This is a genomic window from Aquimarina sp. Aq107 (genome assembly GCF_943733665.1).
Lineage (GTDB): Bacteria > Bacteroidota > Bacteroidia > Flavobacteriales > Flavobacteriaceae > Aquimarina.
On the sequence record NZ_OX030782.1, the window covers coordinates 4751154 to 4775131 of the forward strand.

The 23978-nt window shown below is 28.7% G+C and carries 23 protein-coding genes; 2 read left to right on the forward strand and 21 right to left on the reverse strand.

Annotated features, from left to right (window positions below):
• Window positions 1–117: 117 nt before the first annotated feature.
• From NMK29_RS20665 to NMK29_RS23905, 10 genes are all read right to left on the reverse strand, one after another.
• Window positions 118–1470 carry an exopolysaccharide biosynthesis polyprenyl glycosylphosphotransferase gene (locus NMK29_RS20665; RefSeq protein WP_108802689.1) on the reverse strand — a complete coding sequence of 451 codons (1353 nt, stop codon included), beginning with the start codon at window positions 1468–1470 and terminating at the stop codon, window positions 118–120.
• Window positions 1471–1476: 6 nt separating this feature from the next.
• Window positions 1477–2457: a UDP-glucuronic acid decarboxylase family protein gene (locus NMK29_RS20670; RefSeq protein WP_108802688.1), complete on the reverse strand. Its 981-nt coding sequence runs from the start codon at window positions 2455–2457 to the stop codon at window positions 1477–1479.
• Window positions 2454–3773: a UDP-glucose/GDP-mannose dehydrogenase family protein gene (locus NMK29_RS20675; RefSeq protein ID WP_108802687.1), complete on the reverse strand. Its 1320-nt coding sequence runs from the start codon at window positions 3771–3773 to the stop codon at window positions 2454–2456. Before NMK29_RS20675 ends, NMK29_RS20670 begins: the two co-directional genes overlap by 4 nt.
• Before the next feature lie 25 nt (window positions 3774–3798).
• Window positions 3799–4203 carry a sugar transferase gene (locus NMK29_RS20680; protein ID WP_254097277.1) on the reverse strand — a complete coding sequence of 135 codons (405 nt, stop codon included), beginning with the start codon at window positions 4201–4203 and terminating at the stop codon, window positions 3799–3801.
• Window positions 4204–4213: 10 nt separating this feature from the next.
• A complete protein-coding gene (locus NMK29_RS20685) occupies window positions 4214–5140 on the reverse strand; it encodes a sugar transferase (protein ID WP_254097279.1) in 927 nt (308 codons plus the stop codon).
• On the reverse strand, window positions 5133–6326 hold the full coding sequence (locus tag NMK29_RS20690) for a glycosyltransferase (protein ID WP_108802685.1): 1194 nt from the start codon (window positions 6324–6326) through the stop codon (window positions 5133–5135). Before NMK29_RS20690 ends, NMK29_RS20685 begins: the two co-directional genes overlap by 8 nt.
• 239 nt (window positions 6327–6565) lie before the next feature.
• Complete coding sequence (locus tag NMK29_RS20695; RefSeq protein WP_108802684.1) at window positions 6566–7474, reverse strand: GDP-mannose 4,6-dehydratase; 909 nt, start codon at window positions 7472–7474, stop codon at window positions 6566–6568.
• Complete coding sequence (gene gmd / locus NMK29_RS20700; RefSeq protein WP_108802683.1) at window positions 7458–8492, reverse strand: GDP-mannose 4,6-dehydratase; 1035 nt, start codon at window positions 8490–8492, stop codon at window positions 7458–7460. The genes NMK29_RS20695 and gmd overlap by 17 nt, the downstream gene beginning before the upstream one ends.
• 263 nt (window positions 8493–8755) lie before the next feature.
• The gene (locus NMK29_RS20705) at window positions 8756–9802 is read right to left on the reverse strand and encodes a glycosyltransferase family 1 protein (RefSeq protein ID WP_108802682.1); all 1047 of its coding nucleotides are present in this window, start codon (window positions 9800–9802) and stop codon (window positions 8756–8758) included.
• Window positions 9799–10851 carry an O-antigen ligase family protein gene (locus NMK29_RS23905; protein ID WP_367182335.1) on the reverse strand — a complete coding sequence of 351 codons (1053 nt, stop codon included), beginning with the start codon at window positions 10849–10851 and terminating at the stop codon, window positions 9799–9801. The genes NMK29_RS20705 and NMK29_RS23905 overlap by 4 nt, the downstream gene beginning before the upstream one ends.
• Before the next feature lie 64 nt (window positions 10852–10915).
• Between NMK29_RS23905 and NMK29_RS20715 the strand changes: the two genes are divergently transcribed.
• Window positions 10916–11146, forward strand: coding sequence for a hypothetical protein (locus NMK29_RS20715; protein WP_159092155.1), 231 nt, complete (start codon window positions 10916–10918; stop codon window positions 11144–11146).
• On the opposite strand, the gene NMK29_RS20720 is transcribed toward NMK29_RS20715, so the two are convergent.
• The 9 genes from NMK29_RS20720 to NMK29_RS23825 all read right to left on the reverse strand — a co-directional run bounded on the left by NMK29_RS20720 (window position 11147) and on the right by NMK29_RS23825 (window position 21738).
• Entirely contained in the window at window positions 11147–12121 is a 975-nt protein-coding gene (locus NMK29_RS20720; protein WP_159092154.1) for a hypothetical protein, read from the reverse strand. It lies immediately after the preceding gene.
• Between the two features lie 290 nt (window positions 12122–12411).
• Entirely contained in the window at window positions 12412–13212 is an 801-nt protein-coding gene (locus tag NMK29_RS20725; protein ID WP_108802679.1) for an FkbM family methyltransferase, read from the reverse strand.
• A 57-nt stretch (window positions 13213–13269) separates the two neighbouring features.
• The gene (locus tag NMK29_RS20730) at window positions 13270–14448 is read right to left on the reverse strand and encodes a glycosyltransferase family 4 protein (protein ID WP_108802678.1); all 1179 of its coding nucleotides are present in this window, start codon (window positions 14446–14448) and stop codon (window positions 13270–13272) included.
• The gene (locus NMK29_RS20735; protein WP_159092153.1) at window positions 14445–15884 is read right to left on the reverse strand and encodes a lipopolysaccharide biosynthesis protein; all 1440 of its coding nucleotides are present in this window, start codon (window positions 15882–15884) and stop codon (window positions 14445–14447) included. Before NMK29_RS20735 ends, NMK29_RS20730 begins: the two co-directional genes overlap by 4 nt.
• A gap of 16 nt (window positions 15885–15900) precedes the next feature.
• Entirely contained in the window at window positions 15901–16932 is a 1032-nt protein-coding gene (locus NMK29_RS20740; protein WP_108802676.1) for a hypothetical protein, read from the reverse strand.
• A 36-nt stretch (window positions 16933–16968) separates the two neighbouring features.
• On the reverse strand, window positions 16969–18129 hold the full coding sequence (locus NMK29_RS20745) for an acylneuraminate cytidylyltransferase (RefSeq protein WP_108802675.1): 1161 nt from the start codon (window positions 18127–18129) through the stop codon (window positions 16969–16971).
• Window positions 18126–18998 carry an N-acetylneuraminate synthase family protein gene (locus NMK29_RS20750; protein ID WP_108802674.1) on the reverse strand — a complete coding sequence of 291 codons (873 nt, stop codon included), beginning with the start codon at window positions 18996–18998 and terminating at the stop codon, window positions 18126–18128. Before NMK29_RS20750 ends, NMK29_RS20745 begins: the two co-directional genes overlap by 4 nt.
• Before the next feature lie 174 nt (window positions 18999–19172).
• Entirely contained in the window at window positions 19173–20543 is a 1371-nt protein-coding gene (locus NMK29_RS20755) for an exopolysaccharide biosynthesis polyprenyl glycosylphosphotransferase (RefSeq protein WP_108802673.1), read from the reverse strand.
• Between the two features lie 31 nt (window positions 20544–20574).
• Complete coding sequence (locus tag NMK29_RS23825; RefSeq protein ID WP_256481321.1) at window positions 20575–21738, reverse strand: O-antigen ligase; 1164 nt, start codon at window positions 21736–21738, stop codon at window positions 20575–20577.
• Here NMK29_RS23825 and NMK29_RS20765 point away from each other — a divergent pair.
• Entirely contained in the window at window positions 21659–21874 is a 216-nt protein-coding gene (locus NMK29_RS20765) for a hypothetical protein (protein WP_254097283.1), read from the forward strand. The genes NMK29_RS23825 and NMK29_RS20765 overlap by 80 nt on opposite strands.
• Window positions 21875–21884: 10 nt before the next feature.
• On the opposite strand, the gene NMK29_RS20770 is transcribed toward NMK29_RS20765, so the two are convergent.
• Together NMK29_RS20770 and NMK29_RS20775 are read right to left on the reverse strand one after the other, a co-directional pair.
• On the reverse strand, window positions 21885–22697 hold the full coding sequence (locus NMK29_RS20770) for a glycosyltransferase (RefSeq protein WP_108802671.1): 813 nt from the start codon (window positions 22695–22697) through the stop codon (window positions 21885–21887).
• 20 nt (window positions 22698–22717) lie between these two features.
• Entirely contained in the window at window positions 22718–23974 is a 1257-nt protein-coding gene (locus NMK29_RS20775) for an O-antigen ligase family protein (protein ID WP_108802670.1), read from the reverse strand.
• Between the last annotated feature and the right edge of the window lie 4 nt (window positions 23975–23978).

The following is a 23978-nucleotide window of genomic DNA, read 5'->3' on the forward strand; positions in this document are numbered from 1 at the left end:
TTTTATCTAATCTCACTTTTTTTACGCAGTTTATTGGATAAGTTATATAGTATAAGGAGATATTACAAAATATGACTTCATTAATTTTTACTTTCTCTTAATTTAATTACAAAATCACTAATATGCTTTCTCTTGACCTTTAATGACATTTAATATTGTATCAAGTATAATTTTTGAGTCTAACAATAATGACCAATTTTCTATATAGAAAATATCGTACTTGATCCTATTGACAATATCCTCATCATTTTCAACTTCTCCTCTGTATCCTTTTACTTGTGCCATTCCTGTAATGCCCGGTTTTACTGAATGACGGAACACAAAATTATATTTGTCTATTCTTTTACCGTAATCCTTGGTATAAGAAATCATATGAGGTCTTGGTCCAACAACGGACATATCACCAAAAAGCACATTAAAAAATTGTGGTAACTCGTCTATACTGGTTCTTCTTATAAAACGACCTATTCTGGTAACTCGATGATCCTCTTTTTTGACTTGAACAAGATCAGAAAAATTTTCATCTCTCATTGATCTAAACTTATAACAAACAAATTCTTTGTAATTAATTCCATTACGTCTATGACTATAAATTAATGGACCTTTAGATTCAAGTTTTATTAAAATATATAACAAAGGGATTAACCAAGAAAGCACCAAAATGATGACCAATAAAGAAAATACAATATCAAAACCTCTTTTAATTGCTCTATTTGTTGCACTATTTAATGATACCTCTGGAATTGATAAAACAGGTAAGTATTCATAATAATCGGTTTTAAGACGTTTAGAAAAAATACGTTGTGAATTAGGTATAAACTTAAGAACACTATAATTCTGATCTGCATATTTTACATATTCATTCACCACTTCATCAGAAATTTCATCTATTGAGCAATATATTTCATCTACATCCTCATTTTTTAAAAACTCAAAACTATCCTCAATCTTATTACTAAGTTGATCTGAAAACACCTCTAAGACCTGATAACCTAGATCTTTTCTTTTCTCAAAAAACATTTTTAATTGTTGAGCACTCTTATTGTTTCCAATAATAATTACTCTTCTGTTATTTCCGCCCAAATAAGAACGATATCTTCTAAGAGCATAATATGTAATCACCTTAACAACACCAACCGAAGAAATAGTTATTGCAATGAAATTAAAAGTATCTTTTACAGAAAAGAAATTTATTTTAAGTAATCCGAAGTAAGCATATAAAAGTATGAGAATTAATAACCCTTGCCGGATTAAAAGTGAAATAACTGTAACTATCTTAGTAAATCGATATACTTCATAAAAATTTAATAAGTAGGAAGAAATCAACCAAACAATTGATAAAAAAACATAAAGCTGATTAGTAACAATTTCATTTAAAAAATAAAAAGAAGAAACTAATAAAATAATCAGATCAATAACAATAAGTATTGGTCTGATTAAATATGAATATCCTCCTCTTTTATGATGCATTAGACATTAAGAATAAGATGAAAAATCTTTATGTTCACTTCTATATAATTCCTCCTTAGAGAGACTTTTAAAATACTCTAAGGTTTGCTTCATTCCTTTAGACCTATCCACCTTTGGTTCCCAATCCAATATTTCTTTTGCTCTTGTTATATCAGGTTGTCTTTGTAAAGGATCATTAACTGGTAATGGCTTGTAAATTACCTTTTGATTAGTTCCGGTAAGTCCAATAATCTCTTCTGCAAAATCACTAATTGTGATTTCATTTGGATTTCCAATATTAACGGGATATACGTAATCACTAAATAGTAATCGATAAATTCCTTCTATTAAATCGTCAACATAACAAAAAGAACGTGTTTGAGAACCATCACCAAAAACGGTAAGATCTTCTCCTCTTAAAGCTTGTCCAATAAAAGCTGGAACTACTCTTCCATCATTTAATCGCATTCTAGGTCCATAGGTATTAAAAATACGTACGATTCTTGTTTCTATTTTATGATAAGTATGATATGCCATAGTTATGGATTCCTGAAACCTCTTTGCCTCATCATACACCCCACGTGGTCCAATAGTATTCACATTACCATAATAATCTTCGGTTTGAGGGTGGACTAATGGATCACCATATACCTCACTAGTTGATGCTATTAATATCCTTGCGTTTTTCTCTTTAGCTAAACCAAGTAAATTATGTGTTCCTAGAGATCCGACCTTTAAGGTTTGAATAGGGATTTTAAGATAATCTATTGGGCTTGCTGGAGAAGCGAAATGTAATATATAATCTAAGTTACCAGGAATATGAACAAACTTTGAAACATCGTGATTATAAAACTCAAAGTTTTTTAATTTAAAGAGATGCTCTATATTTTTTAAATCACCTGTTATCAAATTATCCATTCCAATAACGTGATACTCTTCATTAATAAAACGATCACAAAGATGTGATCCCAGAAAACCAGCTGCTCCAGTAATTAGAACTTTCTTCATTTTGTAGTTTTAATATCTTTTCTTCCAATAGAAAAGTATGTAATTTCTTCTTTCTCCAAATCTATAAGATCATACAAATTCCTACCATCAAAGATAACTGGATTCGTAAGGCTATTCTTTATTCTATCAAAATCCGGAGTCCTAAAAATGCTCCACTCCGTACATATCACCAAAGCATCTGAACTATCCAAAACTTCATACATTGATTTTGAAAATGTAATCTTATTTTCATATTTCTTCGCTACATTATCCATAGCTTCAGGATCAAAAGCTCTTACACTTGCTCCTTTTCTCAATAAAGCATCTATTACATCTAACGCAGGTGCTTCTCGAATATCATCCGTCTCAGGTTTAAATGCCAGTCCCCAAATAGCAAAAGTTTTGCCCTTAAGATCATTGCTAAAGTAATTCGTGATTTTTGGGATTAGTGCAACTTTTTGCTTTTGATTTACTTCTATTACAGATTCTAATATTTTAAAATCGTAATTATCATCCTTTCCTGATTTATGTAATGCTTTAACATCCTTAGGAAAACAAGAACCACCGTAACCAATCCCAGGAAATAAAAAACGCTTTCCTATTCTAGAGTCTGTTCCCATACCCCTACGAATCATATCGACATCAGCACCTACCTTCTCGCAATAATTAGCTATTTCATTCATAAACGTAATCTTCGTCGCTAAAAATGAATTTGCTGCATATTTAGTTAATTCTGCAGACTTTTCATCCATAATCAATATCGGATTACCAGATCTAACATATGGCTTATATAACTTTTGCATAAGCTCTGTTGCCCTATTAGATGAAGAGCCAACAACAATTCGTTCTGGTTTCAAGAAATCATCAACGGCAAATCCTTCTCTTAAAAATTCTGGATTAGATACTACATCAAAATCACATTTTGCGTTTACTGATATAGCTTTGTGAACTTTTTCTGCTGTACCAACAGGAACAGTGCTTTTATCAACAATAACCTTGTATTCAGAAATAATTTTTCCTATTTCATTAGAAACGCCTAAAACATATGATAAGTCAGCAGAACCATCTTCATCTTCTGGAGTTGGTAACGCTAAAAAAATAATCTCTCCATGATCTATTCCTTCTTTTAATGAAGTGGTAAATTGTAATCTATTCGCCTTAATATTTCTCTCAAACAATACATCTAAATGAGGTTCGTATATAGGAACCTCACCATTCCTCATTTTTTGAACCTTTTGTTCATCTATATCAACACAAATAACCTCATTACCCGTCTCAGCTAAACAAGTTCCTGTAACTAATCCAACATAACCCGTTCCTATTACCGATATCTTCATCTATTCTTATTATTCCTTTAACAAATTAATACGCTTTATCTTCTCCCTTAAAAACATTAACCACTGTTTGTACAATAATATAAATGTCTAGTAATATGGACCAATTTTCTATATAAAAGATATCATACTTAGTTCTATTTACAATATCTTCATTAGTTTCGATACCACCTCTATATCCTTTTACCTGAGCTAAACCAGTTATTCCAGGTTTTACTAAATGTCTCACCATGTACTTAGAAATTTTTGTGCTGTAAAGTTCATTTTGTTTCCATAAATGAGGTCTAGGACCAACCACTGACATATCACCAAATAATACATTGATAAACTGAGGTAATTCATCAATACTAGTTCTTCTTATGAACTCACCTACTTTTGTAATGCGCGGATCATTTCTAGTTGCAGAATTCTCAGATTTCGAATTTATACGCATCGACCTAAACTTATAACAAAAAAAAACCCTTTTCTTTTATTCCCGGTCTATTTTGACTGAAAAAAATTGGGCCTTTGCTTTCTAATTTAATTATCAATCCTAAAATAGGTATTAACCAAGAAAGTATAAATAATAGAACAAATAAGGCTAAAACAAAATCAAACAACCTTTTACCCCAACTCTTAATCGAGTCATCTAACGGAATTTGGCGCAAAGATAATACTGGAACTAAGTCATAATAATTTAAATGCAAATTTTTTGAAAATAATTCTTTAGTATCAGGTATGAACTTTAGGTTTTTCATGTTAACATCACAAAACTCAATATAGCTTTTTACCAAATCGTTATCTAATTCACTTAATGAACAATATACCTCATCAATTTCCTTTTCTATAACATAACTAAAACTTTGTTCAATTGTTCCTATTTTGTCTTCATCAAATTGATCTGTAAAAAAACCTTTGTATCGATAACCATATCCTGGCATGGTATCAAAAAAATTCGTTAACCTCTTTGTAGATTCATTTGATCCTATCACTATAACATTACGATAATTACTTCCAGTAATAATCCTATATTTTTTAAAGACTTCATACAAGAAAATCCTCCAAATATTGAGTACAATAAATAACCAAATAAAAAAATATAAAACATTCGACCAATGGACATTCGATTTTGAAAGATAAAAGTAACTCAATATTAATAAAACTATTATTACGGATTGTCTTAATAATAAAGAGACTATTTCAGGAATTTTGGTAAAGCGGTATATTGCATATACAGAAATCAGAAAAGATAATATAATCCAAAATAAAATTATAAAACCTATATCCAATAAATTTTTGGTTAAAAGAAAATATGCCAAAAAAGAAACAATTAATAGGTCAATACCGTATAAAAGTGGCTTTATATATTTTGAATATCCACCTTTATTCATAAATACTTTTTTCGTGACTCTCCTTAATTAAACTATCATCATTCATCTTATTCTGCCAACAATTATATAGCTGTTCTATTGTTTTTTTAAATTCCTTTTCGAACCGTTCTTTACTAAAAACCTCCGCTTGCTTACGAATTATGTGCTTATCAAAAACTTGTTCATGTCTTTCAAAAAATTCAATTGCTCCAAGTAATGAGCCAATAGTCTGTTCTTTAAAAAAAACTCCCGTATTATCCTCCACTAAATTATCTGTTATAAAACAACCTTTAATTGTTTCTAAAACCCCTCCTTTTGCAAAAGCTATAACAGGAACTCCACAAGCCTGTGCTTCAATTGGCGCTATCCCAAAATCCTCCTCAGCTGCAAAAACAAACGCTCTAGCTTTTCTTAATATTTCAATCATTGCTGTTTTCTCAATATGCCCCATTAAATCAATATTTGAAGTAGCCAGCTTCTTTATTTTTTTAAAATCTGGACCATCTCCAATTACAATAAGCTTCTTGTTTGTTTTAGAAAACGCCTCTACTATCAAATTTATTTTTTTGTAAGGCACCATTCTAGAACATGTAACATAATAATCTTCCTTCTTGTCTGATATTATAAAAGATTTTGTATCCACAGGTGGATAAATCACTATTGATTCTTTATTATAAATTTTTTTTATTCTTGCAGCGATATAATGAGAAATTGCGATATAATGATCTGGTCTGTTAGCAGTACTTACATCCCAAATTCTAAGCTTATGAAGAAAATATTTTGCTATAAAACCCTTTATTCCCTTATTAAGTCCACTTTCTTTTAAGTACTGAAAATATAAATCCCAAGCATAACGAATTGGCGAATAAACATAACTTATATGTAATTGATCAGGCCTGGTTAACACTCCTTTTGATATTGCTGATGAAGAAGAAATAATCAAGTCATATTCATTTAGATCAAATTGTTCAATCGCTAGCGGGAATAATGGTAAATAAGAACGGTATTTTTTTTTACCAAATGGCAATTTTTCTATAAAAGAAGTATTTGTTTTTTTACCTTTAAGAACTTTTCCTCTCTGCTCATCAGTTAAGGTGTCGACCAAAGTAAAGTGATCAAAGTCATCCCAAATATTTGTAAAGCTTTCAATACATCTCTCAGCACCACTATATTGCGTATACCAATCATGTATTAAAGCTTTTTTCATTTTCAACATTTATAAAATAATTCTTGAATTTAAAGTTTTACTAATAAGCTACAAATAAAAAATTACTGTTATTAACTAAAAACTACTTAAAATTCCAAATTGAACAAAAACAAAGTTAAAGCAATTTATCAGTACTAGAAGAAATTTTATACGAAATGAAGTATTTAAATAAACTATACTTCTAAAAGGATAAAAACATATTTTATTGCGCTTTTTTTGTAAAATTGAAAATCAAATCATTATTTATTGGTTTCAGAATTAAACATTTTTATCAATGTATTTTCCAAACTATAATTTTTTGATAAATTTCCTATAAAACTAAACAGTTTAGACGAGTCACCTTTCAAAATTTTTATTTCATTTTTTCGAATAAATTTTGGATTTACTTTAACTTCTATTTTGTGATTTGATATTTTTTCAAGAAAAAAAAGTACTTCACCTATATTATTAGTTCTTCCAGTACAGATATTTACAATTTCCGAGTTATTTTCCGACAACAACAACTTATAATAACATCTCACTAAATAGTCAACATCATTAAATTCTCTGTAAACTTCCAAATTTCCAAGTTCAATTATTGACTTCTTATGCTTAAAATGAGCTACTATTTTAGGAATTAGAAACTGTAATGATTGTCCAACACCTGTATAGTTGAATGGCCTAGTAATAATAATATTGAGTTTAGAAAAATAAGCTTTAACCATATTCTCCATAGCCAATTTACTATTTCCATAATGATTAATTGGATTTGGGCATAAATTTTCTGAAAGCGTATGACCAGAGCTTCCATACACTGAAGCACTACTTACAATAATTATCTTTTCAGGATCTAAATTAGACTTTACAACAGCATTCAAAAGATTTAATGTTCCGAAAATATTAACCGAATACATTTGCTCTTGATTAACGTCTCCAACAAAAGAAATAGCCGCGGTGTGTATTATGTAATTTGGTCGTAAATCTCTAATGATTTTATCAATTTCGTCCTTTTTAGTAATATCACATAAAAAGTGATTTTTATTTTTTGAAGTTTGAAAACTTGTTCCGAATACGCTCCAGCCTTGATTTATAAAGAACTTCTCTAAATGCACACCAGTAAAACCAGTAATACCAGTGATAAAAACTTTTTTATTAAAATGATCCGCCATTAGTATTTCTTTTAATATCACTTTTTACCATCATTTCTGCAAGTTCTTCAAGAGTAGTTTTTGTTTCCCAACCTAAGTTTTCTTTTGCTTTTGATGCATCTCCAATTAAAAGGTCCACCTCTGCCGGTCTATAAAACTGAGGATTTACTTTTACAATTTCCTTTTGTGTTTTTAAATTAATTCCAACTTCATTTTCATTACTTCCTTCCCAACCTATATCGATACCAACAGTCTTAAATGATAAAGTAACAAAGTCTCTAACAGTTTTTGTTTGATTTGTTGCCAATACATAAGTATCTGCAACAGGCGCCTGTAACATCATATGCATCCCCTCTACATATTCTCTTGCATATCCCCAATCTCTCTTAGCATTAAGATTTCCTAATTCCAATACTTCCTGTTTTTTTAAATATATTTTGGCTACAGCATCTGTAATTTTTCTTGTCACAAATTCTTTACCTCTCAATGGAGACTCATGATTAAATAAAATTCCACTAGTTGCAAACAGGTTATATGATTCTTGATAATTTATAGTAGACCAATGTGCAAAAACTTTAGCTACTCCATAGGGGCTTCTAGGATGAAATGGAGTTTCTTCATTTTGAGGAATTGCATTAACTTTTCCAAACATTTCTGAAGTTGATGCCTGATAAAATTTAATTTTAGGGTTTATTATTCGAATCGCTTCCAATAAATTTAAAGCACCTATTCCAGTAATATTAGCAGTAGCTATTGGCTGCGTAAAGGAAACTCCTACAAAACTTTGGGCAGCCAAATTATAGATTTCATCTGGTTCTACTTCTCCAATTATTCTATATGCACTCGATAAATCAATCAAATCATATTCTAATAAATGAAGATTAGGGTGATCTTCTATTCCCAACTCCTCTATTCTCCAAAAATTAGTCGAGCTTGTTCTTCGGTATGTTCCATACACCTTGTAGTTTTTCGTTAATAGCAACTCAGCCAAGTATGCTGCATCCTGACCTGTAATCCCAGTGATTATAGCTTTTTTCATTATATTTTTCTAATTTGTACGTAATAAACTACAATTATCCAAAAGTTTATGTTTTAAGGTAAACTCAGAACAGAGTGTTTTAGTATCGAAAAGAAACCATATGCTAGAAGAATCTTTCTAATGCCTTAAAAATAATAATACGCACTTACTTTGACAAGTTGTAAACTTAATTCTTCCTCTGGCAATTTCTAACTATATAGTTTCCTTATATTAATTCTTTTTCATTTTGATTACTAGCCAATATTGGCAATCTTAATTAATTATTAGCTTATATTATTTTTAATAATCAAAATAAAATCTTCTGCTGATTTATTCCAAGTATATTTATTTGCATTTATAAAACCTTTAGACACTAAAAAATCTCTCTTAGTGTCATTATTTAATACTTCAAGAATTTTATTTTTAATATCAGAAACACTATTCGGATTACAATATGCTACAGAATCCTCATAAACTTCAGGTAATGAGGTTACATTTGAAACCAAACATGGAGTACCACATTTCTGTGCTTCTAATGGAGGAATACCAAAACCTTCGAATAATGATGGATAAACAAACAGCTCAGCTTTATTATATAATTCAACCAATTCTTCATCACTTAAATATCCAGCAAATTTTATCTTTTCTTTATTTTTTAAGTCAGGAATTTTTAAATCTGAAAAGGCAGTTCCTTTCGCTCCAACTATTATCAACTTATGCGGGATATCCAATTCATTAAAACTTTTAATTACACGTATCATGTTCTTCCTTGGATCTAGAGAAGAGACCATTAAAATTATAGGTTCTTTACTTATTTGTTTTTGTACAAATATTGATGACGGTGCAGCATATACTACATTAATTTTCTCAGATAATATGTTATAAGTCTTAATAAGATCATTTTTTACATAATTACTATCAGTAATGATATGTTTTGAATTTTTTAAACTTCTAGGTATAAATAAATTATAAGTCAATTGAAAACTTTTAGAGAACCACTCTGGATGATGCTTAAACGCAAGATCATAAACCATCATGATTTTATTTCTATACCTAATAGGTCCAATTCCTACAAAATTGATTAGTAAAGGAGTACCTCTTCTTTTTAAGAACAAAGGTAAATCTATTTGTTCCCATAACTGACCCTCTAATTTTCCTACAGTAATACTATTAAATTCTTTAAAAAGAGGATTTAATCTTGCTTTTTGAGGAGCTAGAAAAACTATTTTTTTTCCTAAAATCTCCTTTGGTAATAATTTACATATTTCAATGGCATACCTTTGAACACCGGTTACTTTTTGTGTTAAAAATCTAGCATTGATATAAATCATATTTCTATTTTATTTTTAGAGGATAACAAAATAAGCGAAGCACATAAACCAAAAAATAAAACTCCATCCGAACGAGAAATTATGTTTTCTGTGAGCATAACAATACATATGACCGTTAAAGCATAAAATAAGTGACTATTTCTAAGTATTAACACCTTTCTAAAACAATAAAAAAGAAAACAACAAAAAGAAAGTAATGTCACAATTCCTGAGCTAATCAAAAAAAACAAATATTGATTATGTGAGTTATAATCGTTCCATTGATAAATTTTAGCGCCTATTTTTTGATCATAACATTTCGATAAATTTTCTTGAACATCTCCAACTCCTAATCCAAACAACCAATTATCTCTTGCAACAATTCCTGAACAATAATAAATCCCTGTTCTTACATTTGTGGAATTGTAATTGTATATATCATTTCCTTTTGTTGGAAAAACAAAAATATTATCAAAAACTTCTTCAAATCTTGTTTGCATAGGTTTGAAAGTAGCTAATAAAATAAAAAAACATCCTAAAGAAATACATCCTAACAAAATCATTCTCCTAAGATTAAAATGTTTGAATATTATCATTGTCATAATTCCAGCAATAAAAATTGCTATCAAAGGCATTCTTGAAGAAATTAAAACCATCCAAAAAAACATAAATAAAATTATAAAAACTCTAAAGATTTTTTGTGTAATGGAATTTGAATTAAATCTAAGTTTATGATAATTAAAGTAGACAACAAAGGATATCCATAAACCCTGATAAATAGGATGTGAATCCACAAGTTTAGTGATAAAATTCCTTAATCTCCTTATTTTTACTTGTTGAATTTGATCTTGACTTATATTATTTAAATGATGTAAGTTGTTTCTTTTAATTTCTATCAAACTAAGATCATTTGTTAAAATATCAAAATTAAACCCTAAGCATATAACCTGATACAAAACAAAAATCATTACTGAAAAACAAAATAAACTAGCAATCCAATCAATTCTTTGTTCTGTAAAAATCTTTTTATTTAAATAAAATATTATAGGAATCAAGACTATAGGGAACATTTGGACCAACCTTTTTACTCCATTGGAAATGTTTTCCGTGTACCACAAACTAAAAATTAAAAAAATGAAAGATGTAGATAAAAAGATGATTAATAACCTATTTGTTTTATCTGTTCTTATAAATGGAAAAGAAGAACTCCTTATCAAACATAAGATTCCTAAAAAACTCCAAACCGCAATAATTACAGATCTAATTCCAAAGGATAGTATTGGAAAAATAGATAAAAAATATGAACATATTAAAAATAGACTATTAATACTAAATTCTGACTCTAATCCAAAAAGGTGTCTATAGCTAGTTAATTTCATAATTTTTATCATCTACCCAATATCTAAAAACCAATCCAAGACATATACTCATTACCGGTAATTCAATAACATTTGTAGTTACACCATACCCAAACACATAAATTGAGAGTATATAGAATAATTTATATGCTTCTGTTTTCGTTACTTCCTTATTGTAAACGCCTTTAACCAAAAAACCGTATATAACGAACGCTCCTATACCAAAAATCGCTATTAGATATACAAATAAATTATCACCTGGATGGGACAGTTCTGGTTCAAAAAAGTTTTGAGGAACTCCTATCCCTCCTATGCCTCTTCCTGTCAATATATTTCCTGATTCTGAAATTAATTTATAAGCTTCTGGCCAAGTACCTTCTAACCTCATTTCAAAAGATCTTAAAAATTTAATACTAGTGATATCATCAATAGAAAATGACCAAGCAAGTAAGGGAAGCGCAAGATTAATACATAATATAGTAATCAATCCAATTTTTTTTGAATAATCTGAAATATAATTCCATAGTAGCACTAGTAATGAAATAAGAATATATGCAATTAAAATCCCTTTAGTATCTGTAAAATAAATAGCAATGCCTGCTAATATCCAGACAAGGTTAATTCTAAAATTCTTTAATATATACATGATCCCTAAAAAAAGTATATATCCAGCTGTTTCGAATGAAGATCTCCCTAGTCCAGAAAGCCTTCTTGTTCCTAGAGATGTCCAAAAACGATTACCTTCAATTGTCTTTCCATAAACCTCGTACTTAAAACCTTCCCAAGGAAAAATGAAAACAACATTAAGCAATACACCCACAATTCCTATGATTAATATAATCGTATAGAAGTTTTTATTATTTAATATTCTTTCAAAAAAAGGATACATTACAAACCCATAAAAAAGAGGAATCAAAATATAAAGTCCCATAAACACCTGAAGAAGGGTATTTGTATAAATTATACCTACTAAAAATGCCAAAAAAATCATAATTGCCAATAATAGAAAAATTCTCTTGACATTAATTTGATTCAAAAAATATATAAAATGAATACCAACAACTATAAGCATTAATAGCTGAGCAATATAAACAATAGGGGAAAACGGGGTGTCTAATAGATAAAAACGAAAAACCGAATTGAAAATGCCTAATAGAAGTACTATGTAAAAAGTGACACCTTCTAGATTAAAACTAATTTTCATTAATCATCATATTATTAAACTTATCTGAAACGACTAAATTTTGGTAAATTTACATTTTTATATCCTACTTAATGACTTGAAGGTAACTTTTCCCAAACTTGAAAATGCCCATCTCTTTTGATCAATTTAAAATTTAGACTAGAGAGAATATCTTCACATTCTTGAGCTTCTTCATTAGTTAATATACCTGCAAACGGATGAACTTCAAAAAAAATCATTTTAAATTTTTCGATTTCTAATTTCTGACTTCTAAAAAGATCTAATTCACCTCCTTCTATATCCATAATCAAGGTGTCAAAAGTAAGTTTATATTTTTCTTGTAATGAATCAAACGTAATACCCTTTATATTAACTTGATTCCCTGTTTTTCTTTTAATACTTCCTCCTACAATTAAATCGTGAATGTAGAATTGGATTTCTTGTTCTTTTGAAATTACTGCATTTTCAATAGAAAAAAAGCAATTGTTATCTTCTCTATTTTTATTAATCCAGGGCATCAAATTTGGATTCGCTTCCAAAACTATATGCTTCCTTTTATCTTCAAGTATTTTATTAGTTAAACAGGATACAAAACCTAAACAACCACCTAACTCAATTACTGTTGCATCAGGAGACAAATATTTAGAAAGATATTCCGCCTCTTCAGTCTCGTAATTATTAAAAACAAAACGTCCTCTAAATTTAAAGTCTGTTAATGAGAATGGTATTGTAATAGAAACACCGTTATTCTTATATTTCTTAATAAAATAGGTGAAATAAAATCCTGCAAAAATAAGCATCACATTTTTAGGAAATAATTTTATGTTCCTTAATAAAGCGACAACACTGTTGGGTAATGAATTTTTTATCCGTTTTTTAATTTTTACCATTACTCTAATTCTTTCGTTGTATTTATTTAAAACTATTCTTTCGCAAAGGGAGATGAATCAATTTTTTAATTCCTCATATACTTTTATATATTGATCAATCATACTTTCTAAAGAAAATAACTTATAAATGTAATCCATATCAAAGTTAAATGTATTTAACTCCTTTGGGTTTTCTATTATTAATTTTAGTGTGTTTTTTAAATCCTCATTTAAAGGGTTAAAAGTAAACTTAGAATTATTACCTAATATTTCCGGTATACCTCCTTTATTGCTTCCTAAAACAGGAACATTACTTAGTATTCCTTCTAATACAACTCTTCCAAATGGTTCTTCCCATAGAGAAGGTACAACCAAAACGTTTATGGTATTAAAAAAGGTTTCCTGTTTTACATATCCCATAAATTCGACTTTTTCATCTGGTAAAAAAGACAATAAAAAATCTTTATATGATGATTCTACTCTACCAGCAATATATAGTTTCCAATTATTATAATCCCTAAACCCTGTCAGAACTTGCATTAAAATTTCAATTCCTTTAGCTTTATTTACCTGCCCAATAAAACCAAACTTCAAAAAAGTTTGGTTCTTAAAATTCGATTTCAATGATATCTCTTTTGTGGTATCAAATCCATTGTAAATTACTTTTTTAACTGAAGGTTTAAAATATCCTTTATCTAAGTGATCCTTTAATATAAAATTACTGATTCCAACAACACTATCGACAGATTGAGACTTTGTCTTCTTTATAACAGAAAAACACACACACTCCATGCATTGTTTTTCGCAATTATCGTTCTTAAATTTATTGGTTTTAGGACACTGTAAATAATAATCTCTAAGTGTATGTACAACTTTGATTCCTTTACTCTTAGCTATATCCCAAATGGAAACAGAGAAACCCATTAGATTATTGGTGTGGATAATGTCAGGATCAAACTCACTAATTATTTTAAGAAAACTAGTATTATATTTTTTATTATATATGTCGGTAAAGTGCCATTTCAGTTTTTTAACTTTTGACTGATCTACCTGATCAAAAGGCCAAAATACGTTTTTTAATGCAAGTCTATATACTGGTATCTTATTTACGTATACTTCTTCCTCATTTTTTCCTAGGGTTAAAATAGCAACATCAATTCCTCTTTTATACAATCCTTCTGCTATCGTCTGAACAGAGATTTCCGCACCTCCAACTTTAAATGGCTGATATAATGTATTGACAATTAAAACCTTCAACTAAATATTTTCTTTTCTTTGAACAAAGTTTTGATTTCTTTCTTGAAAAACAAAAAGCAAAAAATCAGAACAACAACAAAGATGATGATTTTTATGCTTAAAAAATGATAGATTTCGACATAGGATATATAACTTACAAGTGATAAAGCATAAAACCCTAATGGTAAAAAGATCATATAGAATACTGGGTATTGTATTTCGACAAACCTATTATAAAAAAAGCTAAGCGATACTGATAATAAAAACTTACTTATCAACGTCGCTACTGCTGCTCCAAAAATTCCGTGCCGAGGAATTAATATCATGTTTAGAATGATATTTATTACAGCTGCTAATATTGTAAATACTGGTATAATTCGATTTCCTCGACCTTGAATATCGTAAAACAAAGCGCTTGCAAAAAAATAGTACACACCGTGGTATACAAATGCAAATGCAATACAAGGTATTACCATCCAAGAAATATGATATTCTTTTGGTGTAATCAACATTATTACTTCTTTACCGAAAAAAGATAATCCCAAAGCGACCAAGCAATAAAAAACAATAATCAATTTTGCAATTTCCGGAATTGACTTTTGGCTATTATCTTTTATTTTTTGATTAAACCAAGGAACAAAAGCTTGATTTATTCCTGAAGCAATTAAAAAAACAATACTACCGAAGTTATTACCAATACTATAAATACCTACTAAAGATGTATTCAACAATTTATTAATAATTATTCTATCAATTAACATTGTTGTAACACCTGATAAAGTATGAGGGATTAATGGAAAAGCATATTTTAAAGATTTCTTAAGTATGTCAACATCAATTCCAAATGTTATATCTTTTCTAAATCTCGATAGAGTATAGATGAAAAAAACAACATTAGTTATTGCTAAAGACCCCAAAACTCCTTTAGCACCCATATCGAAAAAAATTACACTTGTTAATAGTAAAATAATATTTACTAAAAAAAATATTGCATTATTTTTCCCAAAACGAACTCCTTCTTGTCTTGATTGTAATGAACTCTGATATATAGTATAACAAGGGTTAAAAATAACAGATATCAAACCAAGAGCCATAAAAGGAAAAAAATCAACGTCTTCTAAAAATGGCAGTAATAACCACTTTCTGCCTAAAAAGATAATTAATGTAACTACAAAACTATTTAGTAAAACAAAAGTAATTATAGTCCCAAACAGCTTTTTTACCTTTTTTTGATCATCTTTAAACTCATAATAGAACCTATTTAGCGTACCAGGAAGTGACAGTAAATAAAAGACATTCAGAAAGGCATTAATTGCAATAACAATTGCTACAACTCCATAATCATACGTGGACAAATAAACTGTCAAAACAGGAATTAAGATAAAATTAATTCCTTTTTGAAGTAGCATTAGAATGCTATAGATTCCAGAATTTCTAAGAAGTTTTTTTTGACTCAATTCATTAAGTTTTTCATCAATAATTATAATTACTAATTAATTCAATGTCTTCGGATTCCCGATTCGTTTCAAAAAGATTATTGATTTCTGATTTTCTATATAATAATTTATCTGTAGGAATAAAAAAAGATTTAAGCTTTAATTCATTTCCTAGAATAACTGATAATGTCTCAGCGACTGATGAGAAAAATAGCCCAACTTCCTCAGGAAACTGAGAAGAGAACAAAAAATGTAACTCTAATGGTAATTTATTTTTCACGATCACCCAATTAGGCATTTTAGCAACTAACTCTAAAACTTTATCAGATTCATTTCTATGCGCATAATATTCTACTGTAATACCTTTTGGATATTTATTTTTATAATATCTATCAATATTATTAAGTAAACTAAGATAAAAATCTAACGTTACTAATTTAGAATCTACCAGACTTTGCCCAACGAAAGCAATTTTCTTTTCAATTTTAGAACTCTTTTTTCTGTTCAGACTTCTCATATAAGAAAAAGTATTCTCCAATATCTGGATATGATTTTTCACTTCAATTTTCTTAGCATAGTAAGAAAAAAAAGTATATTCTTTACATACTAGATATGGTTTCACTGAAAAAAAAGCATACAACAACGTTTTTAGCTTATACGCTTTTGTATTATACCCAAATCTATTTAAAAAAGAAATGTCATCTAAGCTCCTTGTGCCATCATCCACAAAAACATATTTTGCGTTATATAAATTTGCAAAAGCGGCTTGGTATATAGATCTGAAATGACCTACAATAATATACTCGTAGTTATCAATATTAAGCTTATTTTTTTTTAGGTTTTTTAAGAATAGTATTCTTTCTAAGAAATTTGGGTTTTTTGGTATTTCAATAGTAGATAAAGTTGCCTTAATTTTTAGCTCTTGTATTAACGATTTTACCTGTCTTTCATTAGTGATATTTCCATCACTAAAAAAAGAAATATCAATACTTTTAACATTTAAATATTCTTTTGCTTCAATAGCGTTAATCAGCTGTAAAGGAGAAGCAATAATAATTTTTGCTTTCATAATAGTTCATCTAAAAAAGTAATTCTTTTCGGCTATCTAAAGAATTTTCGATAAAACTTCTTCATAAAATTCTCTTACAACGCCTTCTCCTCCTTTTCTAGATAGTTTTATAATTCCAGGAATATCTTTAATTTTATTTAAAGCGTTAGATGGGCAGGCTGCTATGCCTACCGTACTCAACAATTCAAAACAATTAATATCATCGCCAATATAAGCTACATTATCAATTGTAATACCTTCTTTTTTACAAATCTCCAGAGCAGCTGAAAGTTTTCCTCCATCTCGTTTTCCTTGATACAAATAATCAACTTTCAATTTATTTGCTCTTCTTTTTACTAACTCGGTATTTTCTGATGTTATAATAGCTGTTTTTAAACCGTTCTCACGAATTAACTGAAAAGCCATTCCGTCATGAGTATTAAACTTCTTTAACTCGTCTCCATTCTCACTATAATACATCCCGGCGTCAGTCAACACTCCATCAATATCAGAAATAAACAATGATATTTTTTTCTTTGTTTCTCTAGGAAACAGATATTTTTTCATTAAAATTTCTGCTCTCTGCCAATCATCTTCTTCATCCAGTTCTACATCAGTATATTCAGGCATTAGAGATATTCCTATATTTCCGGAAAGTCTATTCCTTGATTCTTCAATCCTTCCTACAGTATTTATATAAAAAGCTCCATTTTCCATGTTTATTCCCTCAAAATCTTGCCTTCTAGGTCGATTATAAGGGTCATAATTTATCGGATCACCATTCTCTTTCCAAAAAAAACGTTTTGATAATACACAAGAGAGAATACTGTCATACTCTTGTTTATCAAACATATTAATTCCAGCGGCTAAATCGTTTGCAGTTAATAAAGGCGATGTCGCTTGAACTAAAATAAAGGCATCATTTTTATCCAATTTTCTTGCATTCAAATACTCTAAAATAACGCTCTCTGTCGATGAACTATCCTGAGCATTAGTCTTATTTCTACTATATACAGATACTTTACTAAAACCAAAAGAATTTACTACAGTTTCTATTTCTTCGTGATCTGTGGCAATAATAACCTCATCAATAGCCTTAGTTTCCACCGCGGCTTTAATAGTCCAATATACCAATGGCTTACCAAAAAACTCCTTAATGTTCTTTAAAGGAATAGATTTACTGCCTCCTCGGACGGGTATGAATGCAATAGTTTTCATTGTTTGCGATACTTGAGTTTGTCTCTTTGTACCTGTTCTATTTCTAGAATTTCTGTTTGTTTATAATTCAATGCCTTAAAAGTTGCGAATAAATCTCTACATAACTTTCTTAATCCTGTTGGTTCCAAAGAAGCGGCGTGATCAGTACCTTTCCAGGTTCGGTCTTTAGTAAAATGCCTTTCCACCCAAGTTGCTCCTAACGTGTAAGCGGCATTATCAATTGCAATTCCTAAATGATGTCCAGAAAACCCAATATCTTTTACTCTATTACCATACTCATTCTTTAATCGAGAAATTTCTAATAAACAAACATCTTCAAATGGTACTGGATATCCAGAGGTACACGAGTAAATAACTAATCTGTGTTTTGCTTGATCTGTTTCTTCAAAAAAGGATATAATCTGTTTTTCTTCATCTTGGTTTGTCATACCAAATGATAAATGCACTTCTCCAGTATATTCATCTCTTAATACTCGAAGCATTTCAAAATGATTATTACAAGCGGATGGAACTTTTAGCATAGATGGATTAAAAGTAATCATTTCTTGCGCAGAAGTAACATCCCAAACTGAGGTAGAATACTCTATTCCTATTTCATCACAATAATCCTTAAGCTCTTTATGTTGTTCTACCGAAAATTCTAGAAATTCACGATGTGCTCCGTAAGTATCTCCATAGGAATTACTTGGATTGGGATGTGGAGCATTATATTGTTTTTCGGTTAATAATTCCTTATTATTTCTTTTCTGAAACTTAGCGACATCAGCATTACATTCTTTCGAAAGACGTAATAACTCTTTAGCTATCTCCATTTCTCCTTTATGATTGCAACCTATCTCTGCAATTACTTTCGGTTTTTTATACTCCATATATATTCTTTTAAACCTATTATATTAATAGGTCAATAGTTATTTAAATCTCTACAAAACTAAAAATAATTAATGCTTCTTATATCGCCTGTTCTTAGCTAAAGTTTTTTAAATAAATTAGTATAGAAAGTTGATTAAATATTAATCTAACTTAACTAAAAAAATAAATTAACTTTAAACTCCTCTAGAGAAAATTATTGTTGTTATTGTTTTAAATAAAATTCTTAAATCCAAAGTTATGGATCTGTTTTTAATATAGTACAAATCATATTCTAATTTCCTTAGTGAATCATCCAAATTTTCTCCATACTTATACTTTACTTGAGCCCATCCTGTTATACCAGGTTTAACAACATGTCGCACTGAATAAAAGGGATTTATTTTATCTAACTGATCCACAAAAACCTTTCTTTCTGGTCTTGGCCCAATAAAACTCATATCCCCACTAATTACAGAAATAATTTGAGGTAATTCATCTATCCTAAATTTTCTCAAAACACCTCCAAAAGGAGTGATTCTTGCATCGTTATTTGTAGCCATTTTAGCTCCTAACTTTTCCGCGTCTACAACCATAGATCTGAATTTATAGATTCTAAATTCTTTTCCTTTTTTACCTATTCTTTTCTGAATATAAAAAAGAGGACCCTTATTAAAAAAAAAGTTGAAAAAACATACAAAAGGTACAGCTAAACCAAAAAATATTCCCACTACGAAACATAAAGAAAAATCTACAATTTTAGTAAATAACTTCTGAATATAATGGGATCTTGTATTTTTTAAATGTAGTACTTCATAAAAATTATTCCCTAACAAATTTAATGGAAGAGCTTCATACGTTGATTCATAGAAAGAAGTGTATGTGAATACTTCTTTACCAAAATACATACTTTTAGTAAGGAACTGCTCTACTTCTTTTGGCATTTCTTGGTAGTTCTTTATTCTAATTATTACAGTGTCTATTTTATCAATAATTTTTTTTAGTCTCTCAGGGTTTTTTTTAAACCCTTCTTGATTTGTAGCAATACTTAATTTCACATTAAATCCATTAGAATTGTTCTTTCCTTCTATATTACTAACATTATCGATTACATCATTTTCGAAGTTTTTTTCGTAAAGGAAAATAGTTTTTTTCAAAAACGGCTGAGATATAAAGAAATTAGAACATATCAATCTCCAGGCAGTTAAAGAAAAAGGTAACAGTGCCAGAAACACCATAAGATACGGTCTACTCACAGTGGTATTTATCAATATAATGGTTATAAAAAAAACACTAAATGAATACAAGACTCCTACAATAAGAGATAAACTGAAAATAGTGATTGGTTTAGAGGCTCTTTCTAGATTATATATATCAATTATATATGCTATAACAGAAAAAAGAATTATTCCGATAATAAAGATAGTTACACTATGTTTATCGCTATCAAAAGTTCCTTTTAGTGTTCTATTTACAAGTAAATATAGGTAAAAAATAACAATTACCATATCTCCTGTAAATAGAAATAACTTTCTCTCAACTACACTAAGCGTAAGGAGTTTATTCATTAATTGGTTTTATCTTGCGCTAAAATAATAATTAATCTTTTTTAATTATTACTTTCCGATAATAAAATAAGGCATTAAAAAATGCGAAATAGATTATACCCCAATGTCTTTGGAACAAGTTTTCCGTCAAAAGACATAATGAAACTAAAATAATGAATGATACATATAGATAATCAGAATTGACTATTGCTCTACGAAAATAAAAATACAGCATATAAAAAAGTAATCCTACTCCTAACACCCCATATCTAAGTTGATAATCTATATATTGATTATGAGAATTAAAGAATTGCATTCTCCAAAGTTCTTTATTCTCTTTATAAACTTCCGTAAGCTTATCTTGAACATCTCCAGTACCAAAACCAATTATTGGCGAACGTTTCATTAATTCGAAGCTATTTTTCCAAATTACTATCCTATTCGTTTTTTCCCACCAAAAAGTATCATAATTCACGGAAAACTCCTTGTATGAATAAAAAGGCTTCAATTCATTTCCTAGAAAATAATTATAATAATTATAGGCTTCTTGAACAGCTCTATTTGGCACATCTTTTAAAAAAACGGCTCCGATAATTATAACCATCAAAATTGAGGACAAATATATAACAAAGGCTTTTTTCTTAAAATTCTTTATAAAATATATCAAAGGCATTACTACCATAATTAACATAGCAGATGCAATTGGCATTTTGGCAGTTAAAGAAAAGAGAAATAATATAGTAAAAATTATTACGAAAGAAAAAATGACAATAATTTTAGGGTTCGATTTATTCTTAATAATAATATATATGCTCGTAAAAAAGTTTAATATCAAAAATAATGAAAAATAGGTGGGATGATTATCCTTATCTTGATCGGAAATAAACTCATTAAACCTAAGTAGTATACCTTTTCGGAAAAAACTATTGATAAACAGCTTTATATCATATTCAAAAAATCCGAACCACAGATAAAAATTATACAATAAACAACCTACCACAAATACAATTAAAATATTAGTATACTTTTTATAAGAAAACTTAACTGAACTAAATATTAAGGGAAAAACAACAAACCCTATTAGTCTACTAATATATTTAATTCCATAGTCAATGTTTTCAGTATAAAACAAACCTATGACCGCTATTACAAATGGAAAAGTGTGGATAAAAACTTCTTTTCTTTTAAAGTTTTTAACTTTAAAAGAATTCTTCATCAGATATATAATCCAAACCAGTATTGTAGCTACAATTGAATATGTATTTAAATTTAAATCCCAAGAAAGTGTTAGAGCATTAAGGCATAAAAAAAAATATACCGTATTTCCAGAAATAAGTGATTTATATAGCTGAGCTTCTTTCATTACGATCTAACAATTCTTTTATAAAAAAACGATAAAATATTTCTAGGTAAAAACCTCAATGGAACTCTAAACATAACTGCCTTTATAAATTCTAAAAAAGTTAAAAAGTTAATTTTAAAAAGACTTTTATAAAATATCATTTCATTCTTAGCATAAAAAAACCCTTTTCTTCTTCCAATCATATCATTACCTACTCTAACATATACTAATGATTCTTGAAGATTATAAAACTTACATTTATTCATCATCATTCTTGCCCATAAAAAATAATCTTCAAAAAACAACATTGATTGATAGTTTCCGGAACTTAAAAGTTTTTCTTTATTTATAATTACTGTTACGTGATTAACAGCATTTTTTAACTTATGTCTTTGTCGTATTTCTAGATGCCTTTCCGGTACAACCCTTGTGGAAGTCAAATTCTCCAACGAACCAGTGAATTCTTGTATCAAACTACCTAAGACATCTATGGATTCATTGTTTTTTAAAAAGGCAAATTGACGATTAAACCTATCCGGATGTGCAATATCATCTGAATCCATCCTAGCTATCCACTTATATTGACATTTTCCCACTCCAATTCTTAATGCTTCTCCTAATCCTTTATTCTCATCAAGAGCGAATAATACCACAGGTGCTTTTTTGGCGAAATTATCAACAATGCTATCCAGCTCTAATGTTAATTTACCATCTTTAATAATGACTATTTCGTTAGGTTTACAATTTTGATAATCCCAAATACTTTCCAAAGCTTGTTTTAGAAAAAGCGCGTCATCCCCTTTATATACTGATATTAAAACTGAAAACTTCATCTAAACTTAAAATCTGAAAATTATTTATGATTGCTTTGACTAATAACTCCAATTATTAGAAATATTAAAATAAAATAAACACCAACATTAGAAATATTAGCTATAATGTCAGAAAACCCTAATATTAAAAGGTAATTAATGATTGCTGGAATAATCAACAAATATGTCTCTTTATTCTTCTTATACTCATCAATACAAAATTTATTCACTTTATACAACACAAAATTAAAACTTATAATTCCTAAAACACCAATGTCTATTAACATTTGTAACGAATTATTATGAAGACTTATATGATCTGGATTAGACCAATTAACAAATAAAAACTTGTATTTTGAAGAAATTCCAGATATATATTGACCAACATTTCCATAACCAAAAACGAGATTGAAAAAAGAAGGATCATAGTTTTCAAAAAAAAGATTCCATATTAAATCCCTTTTAGATAGCAAAGACGTATCTCCTCCTCTTGATAAACTTTCCAAATCAAAAATATACATATTTATAAAAAACATAACCGATACAAAAAGGGTTACAGAAAAGATATAAAAAAGAAATAATGCTAATTGATATTTAATCCACAAACGTCTTAGAGGAAAAAGAAAAAGAAAAATTATAACCAACCCAAAGATTGGTCCTCTGGAATCTGTAAGGAGCAATGCTGTAACTGAAATAACAAAGCCAATAAGAAATTGAAACTTTTTGTTTTCAAAAAACAAAATCAATGATATTAATCCACAAACTCCACAAATCATTGCAAAATATGCCAAACTTGGCGCAAATATAAAACTTGCCCTATCAAGATTTATATTTAAAAGACCCAAAAGAGCATTTGTACCCATATATCGATCTTGTTCAAATCCCAGAATAAACAAAAAGATATTTAAAAATACGTAAGAAAACAATATATAATATAGTAGTTTAACCATATCCCATAAACTTGGTCTAATCCTTTGTATGGCAACACATTGAACAAAAACTACTATTAAAAAAAACAAAAACACATTAATCAATCCAGGCAAAGAAAGGTCAGTAAGAAAAAACTGTTTTACCAGTGATGACACAAATAATAATAGATATACTAAAAATAGATAATTAGTGATTGTATGTTTGATTCTAATTTTCAACAATGCTATTACACTTAACCCGAAAATTAATATCAAACCAATAGAAAGAATTCTCGAATATACTGTTCCGGCAAGTGCTTTAGATAAAAGCAAAACCAAAAAACTAATAATAAGTAAGATCTGATTATATTTTTTTAAAGATATTCTCATATTT

Excerpts from the sequence above, each read along its gene's own strand:
- NMK29_RS20740 (WP_108802676.1), bottom strand. The coding sequence starts at position 16,932 with ATGAAAGCAAAAATTATTATTGCTTCTCCTTTACAGCTGATTAACGCT.
- NMK29_RS20705 (WP_108802682.1), bottom strand. The coding sequence starts at position 9,802 with ATGATTTATATCAATGCTAGATTTTTAACACAAAAAGTAACCGGTGTT.
- NMK29_RS20775 (WP_108802670.1), bottom strand. The coding sequence starts at position 23,974 with ATGAGAATATCTTTAAAAAAATATAATCAGATCTTACTTATTATTAGT.
- NMK29_RS20725 (WP_108802679.1), bottom strand. The coding sequence starts at position 13,212 with ATGGTAAAAATTAAAAAACGGATAAAAAATTCATTACCCAACAGTGTT.
- NMK29_RS20680 (WP_254097277.1), bottom strand. The coding sequence starts at position 4,203 with ATGCGTATAAATTCGAAATCTGAGAATTCTGCAACTAGAAATGATCCG.
- gmd (WP_108802683.1), bottom strand. The coding sequence starts at position 8,492 with ATGAAAAAAGCTATAATCACTGGGATTACAGGTCAGGATGCAGCATAC.
- NMK29_RS20745 (WP_108802675.1), bottom strand. The coding sequence starts at position 18,129 with ATGAAAACTATTGCATTCATACCCGTCCGAGGAGGCAGTAAATCTATT.
- NMK29_RS20665 (WP_108802689.1), bottom strand. The coding sequence starts at position 1,470 with ATGCATCATAAAAGAGGAGGATATTCATATTTAATCAGACCAATACTT.
- NMK29_RS20690 (WP_108802685.1), bottom strand. The coding sequence starts at position 6,326 with ATGAAAAAAGCTTTAATACATGATTGGTATACGCAATATAGTGGTGCT.
- NMK29_RS20770 (WP_108802671.1), bottom strand. The coding sequence starts at position 22,697 with ATGAAGTTTTCAGTTTTAATATCAGTATATAAAGGGGATGACGCGCTT.
- NMK29_RS20715 (WP_159092155.1), top strand. The coding sequence starts at position 10,916 with ATGAAAGATGTAGATAAAAAGATGATTAATAACCTATTTGTTTTATCT.
- NMK29_RS23905 (WP_367182335.1), bottom strand. The coding sequence starts at position 10,851 with ATGTTCCCTATAGTCTTGATTCCTATAATATTTTATTTAAATAAAAAG.
- NMK29_RS20675 (WP_108802687.1), bottom strand. The coding sequence starts at position 3,773 with ATGAAGATATCGGTAATAGGAACGGGTTATGTTGGATTAGTTACAGGA.
- NMK29_RS20685 (WP_254097279.1), bottom strand. The coding sequence starts at position 5,140 with ATGAATAAAGGTGGATATTCAAAATATATAAAGCCACTTTTATACGGT.
- NMK29_RS20750 (WP_108802674.1), bottom strand. The coding sequence starts at position 18,998 with ATGGAGTATAAAAAACCGAAAGTAATTGCAGAGATAGGTTGCAATCAT.
- NMK29_RS20670 (WP_108802688.1), bottom strand. The coding sequence starts at position 2,457 with ATGAAGAAAGTTCTAATTACTGGAGCAGCTGGTTTTCTGGGATCACAT.
- NMK29_RS20765 (WP_254097283.1), top strand. The coding sequence starts at position 21,659 with ATGACCGCTATTACAAATGGAAAAGTGTGGATAAAAACTTCTTTTCTT.
- NMK29_RS20695 (WP_108802684.1), bottom strand. The coding sequence starts at position 7,474 with ATGGCGGATCATTTTAATAAAAAAGTTTTTATCACTGGTATTACTGGT.
- NMK29_RS20755 (WP_108802673.1), bottom strand. The coding sequence starts at position 20,543 with ATGAATAAACTCCTTACGCTTAGTGTAGTTGAGAGAAAGTTATTTCTA.
- NMK29_RS23825 (WP_256481321.1), bottom strand. The coding sequence starts at position 21,738 with ATGAAGAATTCTTTTAAAGTTAAAAACTTTAAAAGAAAAGAAGTTTTT.